We start from the raw sequence: 16,255 nt of genomic DNA, 5'->3' as shown, positions 1-16,255 counted from the left end.
GCCATAATCTATGATTGTGTTCATTTTGTGCGGGGTTTTTTTATTTCATGTACGCTTAAATCTATGGGTTAGTAGTTCAGCCGGGTCATTTATTTAAGCTACAGCTCTGCCCTTTAGTACCTCCACTGTCAGAAAGTGACGCTGTGGCAAAAAAACCTATCAAGAAGCGGCTCATTTTCACCGCAAAGCTGAGTCCACAAAATCATCAAATCGGGCTTTTTTAAATTCATGCGGTCGAAGGAAAAACATATCTTAACTCTACAGCTTTATAAGGATATTAACACGTTTTTTTATGTCAATCACAATCAGACTGGACTCAGTTTTAAAAAAGCGGCTTCATAAACTTGCCAAACAGACCGGTCGTACCAAATCATCTTTTGTCCGTCAGGCGCTGGAAGAAAAATTGGATGATCTGGAAGATTTGTATGTAGCTGAACGTCGCCTTGAGCAACCCGAAAGCAAAAACTGGAGTTTGGAACAATTAGAGCGGAGAGATGACCTGGAGGGTTGAGTTTGATAACCGCGCTCGAAAAGAGCTCCGGAAATTAGACGTTGCAACACAGGATAGAATTCTGAAATGGATGCGTGATAATTTGTCAACTGACAACGATCCACAAAGAATGGGGAGTTCTCTTAAAGGGCGGATGAAAGGGTTATGGCGCTACCGGGTCAATGATTATCGGATTATCTGCCAAATTCAGGATGATAAAGTGCTCATTTTGGTTGTTCGGATTGGGCATAGAAGAGATATTTACGATAAGAAGTAGCGCCCCTTGTTTTCAGGTAGTTTAATTCTGCTTTATTGTTTATCTGTTAGCTGTTGCTGTAAACCCGCCCGGAATGCCATAATCTATGATTGTGTTCATTTTAGACCGGTTTTTTATTTCACGTACGCTTAATGATACCGGGCCGCAATAATCCGTATTGTCTGCTATTCTAAGTTTCCCTTTTTGATTCTCGCTTTTTGATTGTCATTTACTGTTCTGGTTTAATCTGTGATGGATAACTTTGTCATCTTCTTTGTTTTTTATACCATGATGCTCGTCGTGTTTGGCGGAATGCAGTACGTGGTTTTTCAGCTTTACAAGCGTTGGTTTACCTACAGTTTTGAAACCGAAAGGGCACAGAAAACCTGTCTCCGCATTGGTTATGGCGTGCTGTTTGTCGGGAATCTGCTCTTTTGGCCGCGCTTTGTTATTGCATACACCTATCTGCATGATTCGGCTTTTCTGCAGAAATTTATGGTCTATCCCGGCGGACTTTATTTCGCCATCATCTTCCTGCTGTTTGTCTTTAGCACACTAATTTATGCCGGGCGCGGCATACAGCATGTGATGAATTACTTCAAATTTGCTTTCGGAAAAACCAAACCCGGCAATAGTTCTGAACAAGCTCAAATGGCAGCCGGTCAGTCACCGGAGCTGCAGCCTGAACCGGTTCCGGTGCCGGTATCCGAAAACGTAACTTCACCGGAGCCCACAGGCATAAGCCGGCGGTCATTCATCCGTACAGCCGGAGCCGCAGCTTTTGGTGCACCCCTGCTGCTTACTACCGGTCTCTCCGCGGCAACGCACCGGAACTATGTGATCAGCAAGAATACCCTGTATTTTCCGAATCTGCCTACCGGACTCGAAGGACTCAGGCTGGTCCATATCAGCGATATTCACTCAGGTATCTTCATGAACAAACGACAGATACAGGAGATCTATGAAATCATCAACAGCCTGAACCCAAACCTTGTTGCCATTACCGGTGATCTTGTAGATACGCACATTACCGAAATTCCGAACATCCGGGATACCATATCTATGCTGAAGACAGATTACGGGGTTTTTGGGTGTCCTGGGAATCATGATCACTATGCTTCCGCGGATGCCTTGATGGATGCGCTTGCGGATAAACCTGTCAGCATGCTTCAGAATGCACATCGCGAACTGCGTATCAACGGAGAGAAATTAACCATGATTGGCATTGATGATGCCGGTGAAGTCGGGCGTGATTTTGCCGATATCGAAAAAGCCGTCAGAGGGAGTGACCCGGAGAGTTTCAGGATTTTGCTGTCACACCGGCCGCATATGTTTGATGACGCCCGTGCCAAAGACATCAGCCTGACGCTTGCCGGGCATACACACGGCGGGCAAATCGGCTTCAATATAGCGGGACTCGAGCTTTATCCGATTGATTGGTTTCATCCCTATTCCCGCGGTCATTATACCAAAGAAGACCGGCACCTTTATGTGAATGTCGGAGTAGGTCTTGTGGGTGCACCAATTCGCCTTGTGCGTCCGGAGATAACGGAGCTCACCTTTACTTCGAACCCAGCGCTTGCGGGTTCTGTGGTGATGAATGCCTGATACCATAAACGAATTCAGCAAAAGAAGCCGGTGCTGCCCCACAGTTCCGGCTTTTTTTCTGCCTGCAATCAGTGGGGTTTAGCACGGCGATAGTTTGCTGGCACGGAGTCCAAAAAGCAAGGCGTCTCGCGCAGGTTTGGGGGTTCTCAATCTGTCGCCCAAGCTCCTGATGTTCACGGAGTTTTCCCCAAAAAAATGAAAGATCGTTATGCTTCGGTAGCCGGTAGCCGAGCTGCCAAGCATTTATCAGGTTGTTGTTGCCGGGGTAAAATTTTCGGCAAACCGCATGGCGTTGCGCACGCAGTCCGGCACCGCTATGCCGTTTCTGAAGTTGCCGAGAAAGTGGAGTCCGCTATGTTTTTGCTCCATACGTTCGAGCGCTTCGTAAACCTGCTGATAGCTTGTGCTGTATTGCGGAATGGCTTTGGGCCAGCGTGTGAGATGTTTGAGTGCGGGTTCGCCCCGTGTGCCGAGTAACTGACTGATGTCTTCGAGAACGCGCCGGTACACATCGGCTTCGCTTTCCATGGCAAAGTCGGGATTCCGGCTGCCGCCGATAAAACAGGTCAAAAGCACGAATTGCTTGTCGTCGGGGGTGCGGTCCGGGAAGAGGCTGCTGTTGAACAGACACCCCAGAATCTGCATGTTTTCAGCTTCAGGGATGAGCATGCCGAAGCCATCGAGCGGGTGCCGGACAGCTTCGCGGCGAAATCCGAGGTGCACGACATTCAGCGGGGGATGTGTGACTTCCGGTAACAGCTTTGCCGGGTTTTCATTTCCGAAACCTTCCCAGCTTACGTTGCGCAGGGCATGAAGCGGCAGGGTGAGCAAAAGCTGCTGACACCGGTACAGGTTTCCGGATTGCGTTTCAATTTCAAATCGGGCATCGGTGCCCACGTGTTTGGTGATGCGCGTGATGCGTGATTGCGGCTTGAGTCTGTCCCCGAGTGCCGCGGCCATGCGGTCGGTGAGGGTCTGATTTCCCTGTTTGAAAGTTACCATTGGCGCTTTTGCACGGGGCAGGTCGCCGGGTTTGCGATCCTCCGGCTTGATTCGGAATTGTCCTTTGATCAGGGAGCCGTACTTTTGTTCGAGCACGGTGAGCATCGGAAAAGCAAGGCGTGCGGATAAATTCTCCGGATTGCCCGCATACACGCCGGCCACGAACGGGTTGATGGCATAGGTTAGAAACTCTTCCCCGAGACGGCGGCGCACGAAATTGGCAAGCGACTCATCGGGATTGGTGCCCCTTTTGATGAAGGGCTCGGCAAAAAGCCGGAGCTTGGCTTTGGTGCTGAAGAGCGGCGTTTTCAAGAAAGCTCCGGGTCCGCCGGGTAGCGGAATCAGGGTTTTATTCCGTACGATAAAACGGTTCCCGGCAACGCGGTCAGCGGTGAGTAGTTCGGGTTCAAGGTTCAGGTCGGCAATGAGCTTATTCAGGTAGGTGTTGGTGAGAACGATGGTGTTGGGTCCGGTTTCGAGCGTCCAGCCGTCGCGATGCAGGGTAGAAATCGCGCCGCCCGGCTTATTCCCGTCGAAGAGTACAAAAGTTTCGGGATCTTTTTGGGTGATGTAAAAGGCAGCTGTGAGTCCGCTGATACCTGCACCTGCTATTAGTGTATTGCACCTTAGTTGCATGAAATAAATTCCTTAATTCAAAGTGTGAATTCAAATATAAAAATTAGATTAGACAATTGAGCATCGCCTAAGAGTATGATATTCAATTGCTTAATATCCTTATGTCTTATTTAGACTACTTAAAAATAAATTTGCATGGTAGTTTGACCTCGCCCTATTTTTATTCAGTCTATTTAAGGGCTGGTTTTGGACGACTGACTTGAACCATAATCAATCAGGTACAAGACCCCTGAATATCCTTAATGACTTCTCACCTCAATTGTAATTTACATTGTATGATACCATGATTAATCGGTACACCAGTTTACTTCAGTTTATTTTAATTGCACTGTTTATCACGCCTGTCACCTTATTTGCCCAGCAAACCGGCTCTGTAAGCGGAACGGTAACCTCAGGTTCAGGCGAAACCCTCATCGGTGTAAACATCGTGATAAGCGGTACAACCGTTGGCACTGCCACAACCATCGAGGGGCGCTATTTGCTTGAAAACGTGCCTGCCGGTCAGGTCACACTTGTAGCAAGCTACGTTGGCTACAAACCCGAGGAGCGCACCGTAACCGTTCGCAGCGGTGAAGAAACAATCGTCAATTTTGTGCTTTCCCGGCAATTTGATATGCCGGGTATAACGCTGATAGGTCAGCAGCCTGAGCGTCTGGCACGTGTACCGGGTTCCGCAGCTGTGATTACGGAGCGTCAGATTGCCGAAATAGCTCCTCTTAGCGGACAGGAAGTTCTTCGCAGAATTCCGGGAATCCATGCGGTTGAGCAGGACGGCCTGGGGCTGAGAGCCAATATCGGCGTTCGGGGTCTCGACCCAAGTGTGAGCCGCTCTGTCCTGGTGCTCGAAGATGGCATCCCGGTTGCCCTCGCGCCCTATGGAGAGCCGGAAATGTACTACACCCCTTCCATGGACCGCATGAGTGGTGTTGAAGTGGTGAAGGGCAGCGGATCTATCCTGTTTGGGCCGCAGACCTTCGGCGGGGTTATCAATTTTATTACCGCTGATCCACCGCCGGTGCCGACAGCTTCCATTCATCTGCGTGGCGGTGAGGGCGGTTTCTTAACCAGCAGACTCTCCTACGGCAACACCGTCGGCAATACCGGGGTGCAGGTTACCTATCTTCGCCGGCAAGGTGATGAAGTCGGTCTGCTCGATTTTGGAATCCATGACCTGAGTACCAAGCTAAAACTTGTTTTAAGTGACAGATCTGTTGTAGGTATAAAACTCGGTTTATACGACGAAACCTCCAACTCTACGTATGTAGGTCTCTCGCAAGCGATGTTCGACAGCGGAAACTTTGACTTCACCCACCTTGCCCCGGATGACCTTCTCGATATCCGGCGTTATTCAGCAAGTGTGAGCCATGACTTCTTCCTTAATGAAAACGTGACGTTCCGTACTACCGCCTACGGCTACACGACAACCAGAAACTGGAGCCGTCAGGATTTCGACACCGTTTTCAATCCTGACCGGGATTATGCCCGAATCGTTGGTGATCCATCGGTTGAAGGGGGCGCCCTGTTTTTCCGGAACAGCACCGGAAACCGCAACCGTCAGTTCGAAGTACTGGGCATTGAGCCGCGTATTTCCGTGAATTATGAGCTGGGCGGAATCCGAAATGAGCTCGACGCCGGTATGCGCTACCTGTACGAGCGCGCCTTTGAACAGCGGGTCAACGGCACCATCAACAGCCCGCAGTCAGGCTTGCTGCGCGATGATGAAATCAGAACCGGACACGCGCTGAGTGCTTTTCTACAGAACCGTTTCAATCTAACGGATGCGTTCTCCGTTACTCCGGGTTTGCGCGTGGAGTACTTTGATTACAATCGTGACATTCGCCGCCTTGGAAATGAAGAGCAAACCACCTTCCGCTCAGACGACCTTGTCGCTTTTATCCCCGGTGTAGGCTTTAACTATCAGCTTCGTGAAGGCATCGCGCTTTACGGTGGCGTACACAGAGGCTTCGGCCCGCCCCGCGTAAAAGATGCCATCAGCGCACTCGGCGTCAGCGAAGAACTTGATGCTGAGACAAGCTGGAATTTTGAAGCCGGTACCCGCGCGCAACTCATCCCCGGGCTTTTTGTCGAACTCACCGGTTTTTACATGAATTTCACCAATCAGATTATCCCGGTTGCCGAAGCAGCAGGCGGAACCGGACGACCCGGCGCCAGCCTCACCAACGGCGGGGAAACCGAGCACCTCGGTGTGGAAACCACGCTGGGCCTTAACTTGCAGCAGCTGTTTGATACAAGCTGGCTGATAGATCTCAACACAAGTGCAACCTGGATTCAGGCCGAGTTCAGCAGCGACCGATTCGTGAGTAGCGGCGGCGAGCAGGTTAACGTGAAGGGCAATTCCGTGCCATACGCCCCGGAATGGATGGTAAGCAGCGAGCTGCGTCTTGCAGCACCTTTTGGCGTAGGCCTCACCTTTGTTGGCACGTACATTGGCAAGCAGTACGGTGATGTACTGAACCGCGAAGAAGGAACCCTTGACGGACGCGGCGGTGCCATTCCATCCTACTTCGTGCTTGATGCACGCGCAAGCTATCAGATACCACAGCTCAGCAATGCTTCTGTTAATGTAGCCGTGAAAAATCTGCTCGACGAACGCTATATCGTATCCCGTCGTCCGCAGGGCATTCGGGTAGGTATGCCGCGTTTCTTTACGGCTGGTATTGACCTAAGCTTTTGATTCGAAAAGATCTGTGATTTCAGACATGTGATGTAATACCCTCAACGAAGCAGGCAGGGATTGAAGGCCTTGCCTGTTTTTTTTACCCATTTCCGCATGTGCAGGCCTGCGACCGGCAGCCTAAGCAGGTTTTTCTGTCATTTTTTTTTGGGTAAAACTCCGAGAACATCAAGGTCTTTCGCAGTAGATCGGAGGCCCCAAGTCAAAGATGAATCCCTTGCTTTTTTGGGGCATGACCCACTTCAGAAGCTTGAACACATACATCACATTAAAAGAAAGAGACTGGGAAGTCTTATCTGGTTTCGAATATTTCCGTTGAAGCCAAACATCATCATCCAACAATCAAAAAAATGGCTGCCGGATTACTCCGACAGCCATTTTCATAAGGAGCTGTGAAACAGGAATTAGTCCTGAATCATGAACAGGCGGGATGGATTGAAATCAGCCGCGCGTCCTGCATTGGCGTCGCTCACGCAATCCCCGGCACAAATCTGTACGCTGGGAAGGTTAAGAATATCCGTGTTACTCAGCCTTGGAATGGAAGCTCCGAAAGCGTCTTCAATCACTGCGATCATATCATTCACCACAAGTGCGTTGCCGCGGCTGTTCGGGTGAACGCCATCGGTGGAGAAAACCCCGGCGGGGGAGAAGTCAGGCATGAGTCGCTGCGGACCAATTTCAATACCCGGCTGACTGCCGTCGAGACCCCAAAGGTTCACAAAAGACGAACCGGCAGCGTTGGTGTTGTAGAAAGCCAGTCGCGTTTCTCCGGCAGTCTGATTAGCGGCACCAACCGTCTGTTCCATGATGGCATTGAAGGTCTGACGACGGGTCTCAATCTCAACGATATTGGCGGCGGTCAGATGGAACTGAGCGGACAGGGGCACGACCACACCAATTTGAGACAGCGGATTGTTCGGGTCAGCAAGCGTGCCGAGCACTGTAGCAGCAGAAAGCAGAAGCAGCTCCGGACCGGTTTGCTCATTTACCGTTAGCTGACGGGCCTGAACATACGGTTGAATTGCAGCACGCTGTTCGGGCGAAATCTGATCGATACTTTCAAGCAAATCAAGGATAGGTGTCAGGTCCTCAAGATCCGGATCTTGTACAAGTACCGGATTGGCTCCCGCCTGAAACGACACAGAACGCTGATCGCGGTCAGCTTCCGTAAACGGTACCAGCGGATTTGCGGCAATCAATGCATAAAATTCGTTCAATGCTGCAAATGCGGCATTCAGCTGATCTGCGGTATCCTGATCCAGCTCAACAGCATTGTAAGGCACGGCCCTGAACAGCGGAATGGCCAGAATAGACGGGATGTCTGTAACCAGCCCTTTTGCATTCGTATTGGCCATAAGCGTGTTTACTGTTGCGCCAAAGCGCTCCTGAAAATCAGCCACGGAAGTAAAAACAGCGGGGTTGGTTGCACCACTTAGGGCATAACCCAGCACGTCGTTGTTTCCAATCCAAAGGGTGAAAAAGGTAGGTTGCGCGGCAATGACGTCACCTAAAATGGTGGAAGTGCCGGGGTTTGACGCAAATCGGGCGTAAAACGGGTTGAAGCCCGGTGCATCCGGGGTTCCGGTATTGGGCGTGAGCAGTTGACCCACCTGTATGCCGGGTACTCCGAAGTTGTGCAGGGCAGAACGGTCTCCCTCAAACGGTCCGATAAGTTCTCCCTCACTAAGCGGGGATGGTCCGGGAATGGTCGGATCGAGCTTGAAGCGACCTAAAATTACACCCGCTCCGGGGTTGGAAGCACCGGAATTGAAGCCGTTAGCCGAATTGATGTCCGGCTGATTGAACTGCTCCTGTGCCCCAACTGCCTGAAGCTGCCGGTTCAGTAAAACACCGATAGAGTTCTGCTGACCGAGATCGTACAGCGCACCGTCCATAAAGCCGGCAGTCAGTGAGTTACCGATGTTGACGGTAAGACTGAAATCAGCACTTCCCGGATCTGCATCAAAAGAGATGTCAGGAACAGGGTTGTCGTTTAGTCTGCTGTTTACCAGGGAGTCTTCTGCACCATCGCATCCGAACAGAACAAAAGCGGCAAACAACAGTGCCAGTAATGATTTTGATAAAGTGTTCATAATGGTTCGTCAGATAGGTTTAGTTCAGAAATTGATCGAAGGTGAAGGTAACCAGATAGATGGCACCCATGGATGGGTTGGCGAAGGATGTGGTGTAGCGTTCGTTCAGGATGTTTGAACCGCTGAACTTTACTACAGTATTCATGTTAGGAATGCGGTAGCTGACCTGCGCATCAAGCGTACCAAAGGCCGGGATAACGCCCTGACCGATAGCTGAATCCCATACGAAAGCATCCTGCCAGCGCCATGAAACATTGAATCCTACATTGTTGCCAACATTTCTGTTGCGCAGCGACAGATTGTAGCGCCACTTGGGCGTATTAAATCCGGCACTGAAGCCCTGCTCTTCGAGACGGTCTGCAGAGATAAGTTCATTGTAGGTTACGTTACCGCCAACGGTATATCCCTGGCCCAGGGAATAATCGGCACCTACTGCAAAACCATGCGCTTTCACTACACCGTCCGCATTGACATCAAAGCCGAAGCGCTGTGTGGGTACGGTGCGGTTGATGATGGCATCCTGCCCTGCGGCACTGTTAGGGTCAAACTGACTCAGATCAGGCATTTCACGAAGTCCGTTCGGGATACCCTGTGTGAAATCAATTTCTGCGAGGAAGTCGCGGTACTCGCTGTAGTAGTAGTAGGCATCGATGTACAGACGGTTTCCGAAGAGACCACGGTAACCGACCTCTACCGTGCTGATTTTTTCGGTTTTGAACTCATCAAAAACAACCGGCTGCAGCAATGCGCGCGCCTGCTCAGCACTTTGGCCTGAAGCAAGGGCAAGGCGGGCGGCATCAACAGATTCAGTGCGGTAAACGGTATTGGTTTCGAAGTTGTAGCGGTTTACCAAAACCGGATTTGCACCAACGAGACGGCGTGTTACCACATCAAGGTCGATAAACTGATCCTGTGTGGTCGGGATTTTGAAACCTTCCTGATAGGAGAGACGCAGGTTTTGGTTTTCAAAAATTTCGTAGGTCGCAGAAATGCGGGGAGAAAGCTGTCCGGCAAAGTTTTCATTTTTGTCGTAACGCAGCGAACCCTGCATATTCAGCCGGCCGTCAAGGAAAGATCTTGAAAGCTGTGTATAGAAACCGAATTCATCCATTGTGAACTCATCGCCATTGTCCTGAAGGGCAAAAAGGGTGCCCTGAGAGTCGAGAGCAAAGCGACGGAAGTTACCACCAACAATGACCTCAACAAGTTCCGGATCAATGAATTCGGAGAAATTATAAAGTCCTTCAACGTGGTACAGGGCGGAGTTGTCGAGGAACTTGGCACCGCCTTCAGAAATGGGAACTGCCCGGATGCGGTCGAAGCGCTCCTGAAAGTCGGCTGATCCCGGGCGCGGCTGTGCTGCTTCACCTGCCTGTCGCGCAATATTGTGCGCCTGCTCAACCGTAGCACCCTGTGTACGGGCGCCAGCAAAGGCTTCGAAATAGGCCGGGACAAAGGTTTCGACATTTATCAGCGAGGCAAGCGTGTTGGCCGCGAATGTATCACCGGAGTCTTCCTGTGTGGTGTAGGCGCGCAGGAAGAAGTTGGGGTTACGGACTTCCACTTTACCGGTCCAGATAGAGAAGCTGTCAAGTACGAAGCGGTCATTAGCGGTGTAAACCGTGCTGCCCTGTCCGTAGTTGAACTGCGCAAGACCTTCAAGGTTATCACTGATTCTGTAATGCATGGCCGCGCCAAACTTGAGCGACTCGGTGATGTTGTCCACAAATTCCCCTTCAGTAAAACCGCTTGGGCTGAAGTTACCCAGCTCGCCATCAGGCAGCAGGCTGCGAATGGCTGCAACAGAAGCATTGCCGGCCTGAATTTGACCGTCAGCAATATTACCGATGTTGAGCAGCGGCTGACCATATACATTCACACCATTATACACGCGGTTGCCGTTGGGTGTTGTTGCACCGCGTTCAACGGCGCCAAACGTAGCCGGACCCTGATCCCGGAAATCTACCCCAATAAAGTCGCTGGCGCGCAGGTATGAAAAGTTGAGTTTATATGCAAAACGGTCACTTACACGCTGTGCCCATCGCATGGAATAGTCCTGATAAAGCGACGGATCATCATCGCGACCGTCAACGTGATTGAAGCCGGTACGTACCTGTACGGAAAGCCCCGGAAAGTCGAACGGGCTCTTGCTGTTCAGCAAAAGAATACCGTTGATGGCATTAGGGCCATACAGCGCGGAAGCTACGCCCGGAATCAGTTCAACGCTTTCAAGATCGAGGTCTGAAATCCCTACTACGTTACCAACCGCAAAGTTGAGGCCGGGAGCCTGATTGTCTATGCCGTCAATCAGCTGCACAAAGCGGGTGTTACCGTTGGCGGCAAACCCGCGGGTATTCACGGAGCGGAAGGTGAGGCTTTGTGCCGACATATCAACCCCTTTCAGGTTGGCGAGGGCGTCGTAGAAATTTGGCGCAGCAGTTTCGCGAATGGCAATGATATCCATCCGCTCGATCGCAACGGGCGATTGCAAAACGCTTTGCTCAACCCTTGAAGCTGAAAGAACAACTTCAGAACCGAAAAAAGCCTGTTCATCAAGCCTGATGGTGAGGCCGGTTAGCTGTTCTTCCGTGACCGTAATTTCAGCACTCGTATAGCCTACGCTTGTAATCCGGAGCACAAAAGGAAGTGATTGATTGGTATTTAAGGTAAACTGTCCGTTGATATCGGTTGCAACACCACTCACGGTACCCCGCACAACAACATTGGCCCCGATTAGGGGTTCACCGTTGCGGGTATCAACAACAGTACCGCTTACAGTAACCGACTGTGCAAAGGCATGCTGCGGTATTAAAGCAAGGCTCAGCAAAAAGCTGAGCGCAAGCAAGGCTGTAGTAAACTTATTCATAAGAAAGCAATTGAAATGGTTAATTCAGTTTTGTCAAACCTAACAGATAAGTTGGAGGAATAATCAGTGATGAATCGAACCGCTTTGACCCCTGATTTTTAGTCCGCCGGCTCCCAACAGGTTCTAAGTGTGCTGATGTTCGCTTACTGTTAAACAGAGCAGCATAAGGCAATGCTGGAAGCGCTTTTATGAAGCGTATTAATATAATGTTAATTATAAAAATTCCGACACGAATAACAGTGTTAACTTTATGGGTTAAGCTTATTTCATTTCATCCTCAATTAAATAATCAGCCGGATTAGCCAAGTGTCGTTTGAGTTAGTTAACACTATCGTTATAACTCAACTTTCGCACTTCGACAAAAACGGCGCCTAAGTAGCTATTAATTATACACATAAAAATAGGACAAGCCTTCGATTTTTCTTATATTGTGTTTTTCGCTAAACCAATTAAAATCAATCTAAAAGACCTGTCCTATGCTTGATAAGCTAACACTTTCTTCGGTAATAAACACCCCTTGGGTTCTTGCGTGGTTCAAAAAGTTTTGTGACAGCAAACAACTCAAGCAAGCAGGGTTCTACAAGCGTGCCGGCATGGGGATTGCTCAGTTGCTCCACCTTTTGGTCGTACTACCCATGACCCACCTAAAGGTTTATACTTTCAGTGGTGACTCCCTGCCCGTGGCCGGTCGTGATGCGTTCTACCGCTTGTTAAGCAACACCAGCTATGACTGGCGCATGCTATTGTTATCTATTGCCCTGAAGATGACCCGTCATTTTGATACCCTCACTGATGATGATCAGCCCCGCTATCTTATTTTCGACGATACCGGCTACAAGCGCGATCGCAGTAAATGTGTTGAATATCTGGGTCGTCAACATGATCACAGCCATGGCAGGTATTTCCGCGGCTTTAGGATGCTCACCGCGGTCTGGAGCGACGGACATAGCTGCCTGCCCTTGGGTTTCGAACTGCTTACCAATGAGGACGCCGACAAACGTATCGGTCCGGATCCTAAAGTTGACAAGCGCACCAATGGCGGCAAACGCGTGATCGCGGCCACGCAAAAGGCCACCGATCTGACCATCACCATGGCCCAAAGCGCATATAATCATAAGTTTAAGATGGATTATGTGCTTTTTGACAGTTGGTTCGCATTTCCCCAAGTGATCAAGGAAGTGGCCAAACATACACCTGTAATCTGCCGGGGCAAGAACACAGCGGCATTGAAATTCAAGCACCAGCAAAAAATATACAGTGTTGAAAGCCTGCCTTTAATATTCAAGAAAGGCGGACAGACCTTCAAAAATCCTGACATTATCGGCAGTGCAGTCGTTGAGTTGCTAAATACGAATCTGAAAGTCCGTGTGGTAGTGGTTACCAACAGACATGACCCCGACAAGAAGATTGTCTTTATTTCCACTGATACGCAGCTAAGCGCCGATGAAATCTGCTGCATTTACGCCCGCAGATGGGACATCGAGGTGTGCTTTAAAGCCATTAAACAGCACTTGGGACTGTACTGCATGCAGATGCGCGACTATAGCGGTCTGATCGGTTGCTGCAGCGTTGTTATCATCAGATATCTTATGCTGGCCTATTATCATCGCGGCTGCATCGATGACAGGACGTTACCAGGGATGTTTTATGCCTGTGTTCAGCAGCTGCAGGCAGCAACCATAGAAGCCTGTATCGAAATACTGCGAGTGAAATTTAAAGAGTTCGCCGAATCTAAACAGGCCCAGCTTGTAAGCAATGTACTGGTTGAGTTTCTTCAGATGTTTGAAAACTTCAAATCCGAGATTATGGCCCAATTTGAACCGATTTTTAAGCTAAATTTGAAGTGCGAAAGTTGAGTTATAAAAATCAAATAGCACTATTTGTATTAGAATTATATGCAAAGATATATTTACATTCAACTGGGCTATACATGAAGCGGTATAAAAAATGAAGTTGCGACATGTATTTTGACACATGCTTTTTTGACGATTCTGTTATATTGGCAGAGGCCGTTCTGAAGGCTGATTTCGGCACATTTATCACTTTACATCTGATTAGCAACCAACTAAGAGAGGATACATTGGAACCCGCACCACAGCAATGGTTTGAAACCTGGTTCGACACCCCGCTTTATGAAACCCTTTACGCCCACCGGGACTATGCAGAAGCCAGACAGCTTGCTGCACTCATCTCGCAATCTTTTCCACCGGCTCAGTTTCCGGAACTTGTCGACATTGCCTGCGGCAGAGGGCGACACAGTTTTAACCTTGCCACACTGGGGTATAAAGTAACCGGCGTTGATTTATCCAAAAATGCCATTGAAAAGGCGCGCCGCATTGCATCGGAGAAATACGCAGACCTGTCTCCGGACTTTTATACCCACGATATGAGACAGCCCCTTGGCCGGATCTGGCCGCTTGCAGTTAACCTGTTTACAAGCTTTGGATACCTCGCGGATGATGCTGCCAATACCGGCGTGCTGAGAAATATGGGCGATGCTGTTGGGCCCGGTGGAGCGCTTGTATTAGATTATCTGAATGCCGCTTATGTCCGCAGCTCACTCGTACCGGAAGAGGTTTGCGATATCAGCAATTATCAGCTGCGTATCAGGCGTAGTATTGATGAACAGGAAGGAGTTGTGCGGAAAGAAATGGCCTTCAAACACACGCAAACCGGTCAGCTTCAGACTTTTACGGAGCAGGTGAAGCTGTATCCGCTTTCCTGGTTTGAAGCGGCATTTGCCAAAGTCGGGATGCACATAACAGAAGTGTACGGCACATATACCGGGGAAAAAATCCAAAAGCAGTCAGACGCTCATCCAAGACTGATTATGATGGCTCAAAAAGACGCTTAAGGTGTCGCAGCCGTTTGATCCGGCACAATTTTATTTCATAGCTTTGTACTTGTCGATCAGCTTCTGCATATCCTGAGCTATAGGACTGCGAAAGGTCAGCCGCTTTTGCGTTAGCGGATGAATGATGCTCAGTTCGGCCGCATGAAGTGCCTGACGGTTAATCCACTTTTCGTGTTCTTCGCCGGGACTGTAGTGCCGGTCGCCGATCAGCGGGAGGCCGGCTTCGCTCAGCTGTACCCGGATTTGATTTTTTAATCCTGTAACGAGCTCAACACGAAGCAGGGCGGCTTTGGGGTATTGTTTAATCAGTTTATAGACAAGCTCGGCCCGTGTTCCGTCAGGGTTGTTTTCGTTTACTACAATGTTCCGAAATCCTGTTTTGATCAGCTTGAGATGATGAACCAAAGTAGCTTCAGGCGGATCAACCCGCCCCCGAACCAGCGCCTGATACACGCGTCTCGGTTCCCGGTTCCTGAACTGTTTCACCAGCTGATGATGTATTCGGCCGGTCTTTGAAAACACGACAATTCCGGAAGTGTACCGGTCAATCCGGTGTACCGGTCGAACCCGTTTGCCAAAGTCCTGCTGCACCATTTGCTGCAGGTTGGTAGATGGCATGTCCGGAATCGGCACCGTGAGCAGGCCCGCAGGCTTGTCGATGGCCATCAGATGCGCATCTTCGTAAAGAACTTTATAGCGGAATTTCTTGGGTTTTGGCATAGCGTGGGCAATCCGAAGGAAATGTAAGGGAAAATTGAAAAATGCCAAAAAGGCTTAGTTGACCGATGACGCTTTGTCGAGTTCTTCGAGCAATGCCCGGCAACCGGCATCATGAGGGAATTTGGCAAGGGTGTTGATCAGAATGATGCGGGCTTCAGCCGTATCCCCTATGTGCGCAGTAACTGATGCCAGGTTGTACAGCATATCAGGGGTTTCTCCCCCGTGTTTAATGCTGCGCTGAATGAATCGTTTTGCTTTTTGAAAGTAGCCCAACTCTACCAGTACATCTGTGGCTTCATTCAGAATACCCACGTGGTCGGGCCAGTGGGCAAGTGCTTCGTCATAGGCCGCTTCGGCTTTATCATAGTAGCCCAACAGCGCACATACCGAACCAAGCGCAAACTGCGCAAAGGCCCGGTCGTCTGCGTCGGGATTCGCATTTTCTATCAGCTCCAGCAGCTCGTCACCGATACTTCTGAGACTTCTGAAAATCTCAAAGCGTTCGCTGCTTTGCTCTTCGAATTCAATTTCATCCAGCCGGTCAGAATTGATAACAATCTCTTCGGATAGCTTGAGCAGGTGTTTTTTAAGTTCTGTCATAGCAGCTTGATGGCGTGTGCAATGCCCCGCGAAATCGGGGGAAGGGATTGACCTTAGTTTACACGCTCATTTGTATGTCGTGGACTTTCTGAAGAATAGCGGCAGCTTCTTTATCCTTCTTTTGCATGACACGGTGCTGCAGATTGGTAACAAGGTAGGAGCTGCTCTCTTCAAAGGCCATTTCCCTGGCCACTTTATCGCTTGATGTGCGCACCACGGTAAACAGCTCGTCCGCGCGGATTACGCTAAACAGCCCGTCTTCGTTGAATGCGTGAGAACGACGTTCCTCGTAATCTTTGAATACCCGCGGGAAATCCTCAATATTTACGGCTTTGGTAATAATTTCCACATCCTGCGGGCCTTCAGCACTAAGCGGAATACGGCAGAGGAAGAAAGTTTTTTCAGTATAAATCATAGAAAAAGTGAATGGCAGTC

12 protein-coding genes are annotated in these 16,255 nt (G+C 49.7%); 6 read left to right on the top strand and 6 right to left on the bottom strand.

What is annotated here, in order from left to right; genetic code table 11:
• Positions 1–292: 292 nt before the first annotated feature.
• The 3 genes from relB to CYPRO_RS00615 all read left to right on the top strand — a co-directional run bounded on the left by relB (position 293) and on the right by CYPRO_RS00615 (position 2,354).
• Entirely contained in the window at positions 293–511 is a 219-nt protein-coding gene (gene relB, locus CYPRO_RS00625) for a type II toxin-antitoxin system RelB family antitoxin (RefSeq protein ID WP_114982656.1), read from the top strand.
• Positions 495–767, top strand: a complete 273-nt coding sequence (locus CYPRO_RS16940; protein WP_114982655.1) for a type II toxin-antitoxin system RelE family toxin — start codon at positions 495–497, stop codon at positions 765–767. The genes relB and CYPRO_RS16940 overlap by 17 nt, the downstream gene beginning before the upstream one ends.
• A gap of 231 nt (positions 768–998) precedes the next feature.
• Positions 999–2,354 (top strand): metallophosphoesterase, encoded by a 1,356-nt coding sequence (locus tag CYPRO_RS00615; protein ID WP_114982654.1) that lies wholly within the window; start codon positions 999–1,001, stop codon positions 2,352–2,354.
• Positions 2,355–2,600: 246 nt separating this feature from the next.
• Here CYPRO_RS00615 and hemG read toward each other — a convergent pair whose 3' ends face one another.
• Positions 2,601–3,992 carry a protoporphyrinogen oxidase gene (hemG, locus tag CYPRO_RS00610; RefSeq protein WP_114982653.1) on the bottom strand — a complete coding sequence of 464 codons (1,392 nt, stop codon included), beginning with the start codon at positions 3,990–3,992 and terminating at the stop codon, positions 2,601–2,603.
• Positions 3,993–4,275: 283 nt separating this feature from the next.
• Here hemG and CYPRO_RS00605 point away from each other — a divergent pair, with 283 nt between their 5' ends.
• Complete coding sequence (locus CYPRO_RS00605; protein WP_114982652.1) at positions 4,276–6,687, top strand: TonB-dependent receptor; 2,412 nt, start codon at positions 4,276–4,278, stop codon at positions 6,685–6,687.
• A gap of 404 nt (positions 6,688–7,091) precedes the next feature.
• On the opposite strand, the gene CYPRO_RS00600 is transcribed toward CYPRO_RS00605, so the two are convergent.
• Positions 7,092–8,780, bottom strand: a complete 1,689-nt coding sequence (locus CYPRO_RS00600; protein ID WP_114982651.1) for a hypothetical protein — start codon at positions 8,778–8,780, stop codon at positions 7,092–7,094.
• Positions 8,781–8,799: 19 nt separating this feature from the next.
• A complete protein-coding gene (locus CYPRO_RS00595) occupies positions 8,800–11,646 on the bottom strand; it encodes a TonB-dependent receptor (protein ID WP_114982650.1) in 2,847 nt (948 codons plus the stop codon).
• A 476-nt stretch (positions 11,647–12,122) separates the two neighbouring features.
• On the opposite strand from CYPRO_RS00595, the gene CYPRO_RS00590 reads away from it, so the two are divergent.
• Together CYPRO_RS00590 and CYPRO_RS00585 are read left to right on the top strand one after the other, a co-directional pair.
• A complete protein-coding gene (locus CYPRO_RS00590) occupies positions 12,123–13,502 on the top strand; it encodes an IS4 family transposase (RefSeq protein ID WP_114982649.1) in 1,380 nt (459 codons plus the stop codon).
• A gap of 224 nt (positions 13,503–13,726) precedes the next feature.
• The gene (locus CYPRO_RS00585; protein ID WP_164682415.1) at positions 13,727–14,500 is read left to right on the top strand and encodes a class I SAM-dependent DNA methyltransferase; all 774 of its coding nucleotides are present in this window, start codon (positions 13,727–13,729) and stop codon (positions 14,498–14,500) included.
• A gap of 30 nt (positions 14,501–14,530) precedes the next feature.
• Here the strand turns inward: CYPRO_RS00585 and CYPRO_RS00580 are convergent, their stop codons facing one another.
• The 3 genes from CYPRO_RS00580 to CYPRO_RS00570 are packed head-to-tail and all read right to left on the bottom strand — an operon-like array spanning position 14,531 to position 16,235.
• Positions 14,531–15,220 carry an RluA family pseudouridine synthase gene (locus tag CYPRO_RS00580; protein ID WP_124245468.1) on the bottom strand — a complete coding sequence of 230 codons (690 nt, stop codon included), beginning with the start codon at positions 15,218–15,220 and terminating at the stop codon, positions 14,531–14,533.
• 54 nt (positions 15,221–15,274) lie between these two features.
• Entirely contained in the window at positions 15,275–15,820 is a 546-nt protein-coding gene (locus CYPRO_RS00575) for a tetratricopeptide repeat protein (protein ID WP_114982646.1), read from the bottom strand.
• Positions 15,821–15,878: 58 nt separating this feature from the next.
• Positions 15,879–16,235 carry a hypothetical protein gene (locus CYPRO_RS00570; RefSeq protein WP_114982645.1) on the bottom strand — a complete coding sequence of 119 codons (357 nt, stop codon included), beginning with the start codon at positions 16,233–16,235 and terminating at the stop codon, positions 15,879–15,881.
• Positions 16,236–16,255: the final 20 nt, after the last annotated feature.

Source organism: Cyclonatronum proteinivorum, from assembly GCF_003353065.1.
GTDB classification, from domain to species: Bacteria; Bacteroidota; Rhodothermia; order Balneolales; family Cyclonatronaceae; genus Cyclonatronum; species Cyclonatronum proteinivorum.
Note: the sequence above shows the minus strand (reverse complement) of the source record. Positions and strands in the feature narration are given on the sequence as shown.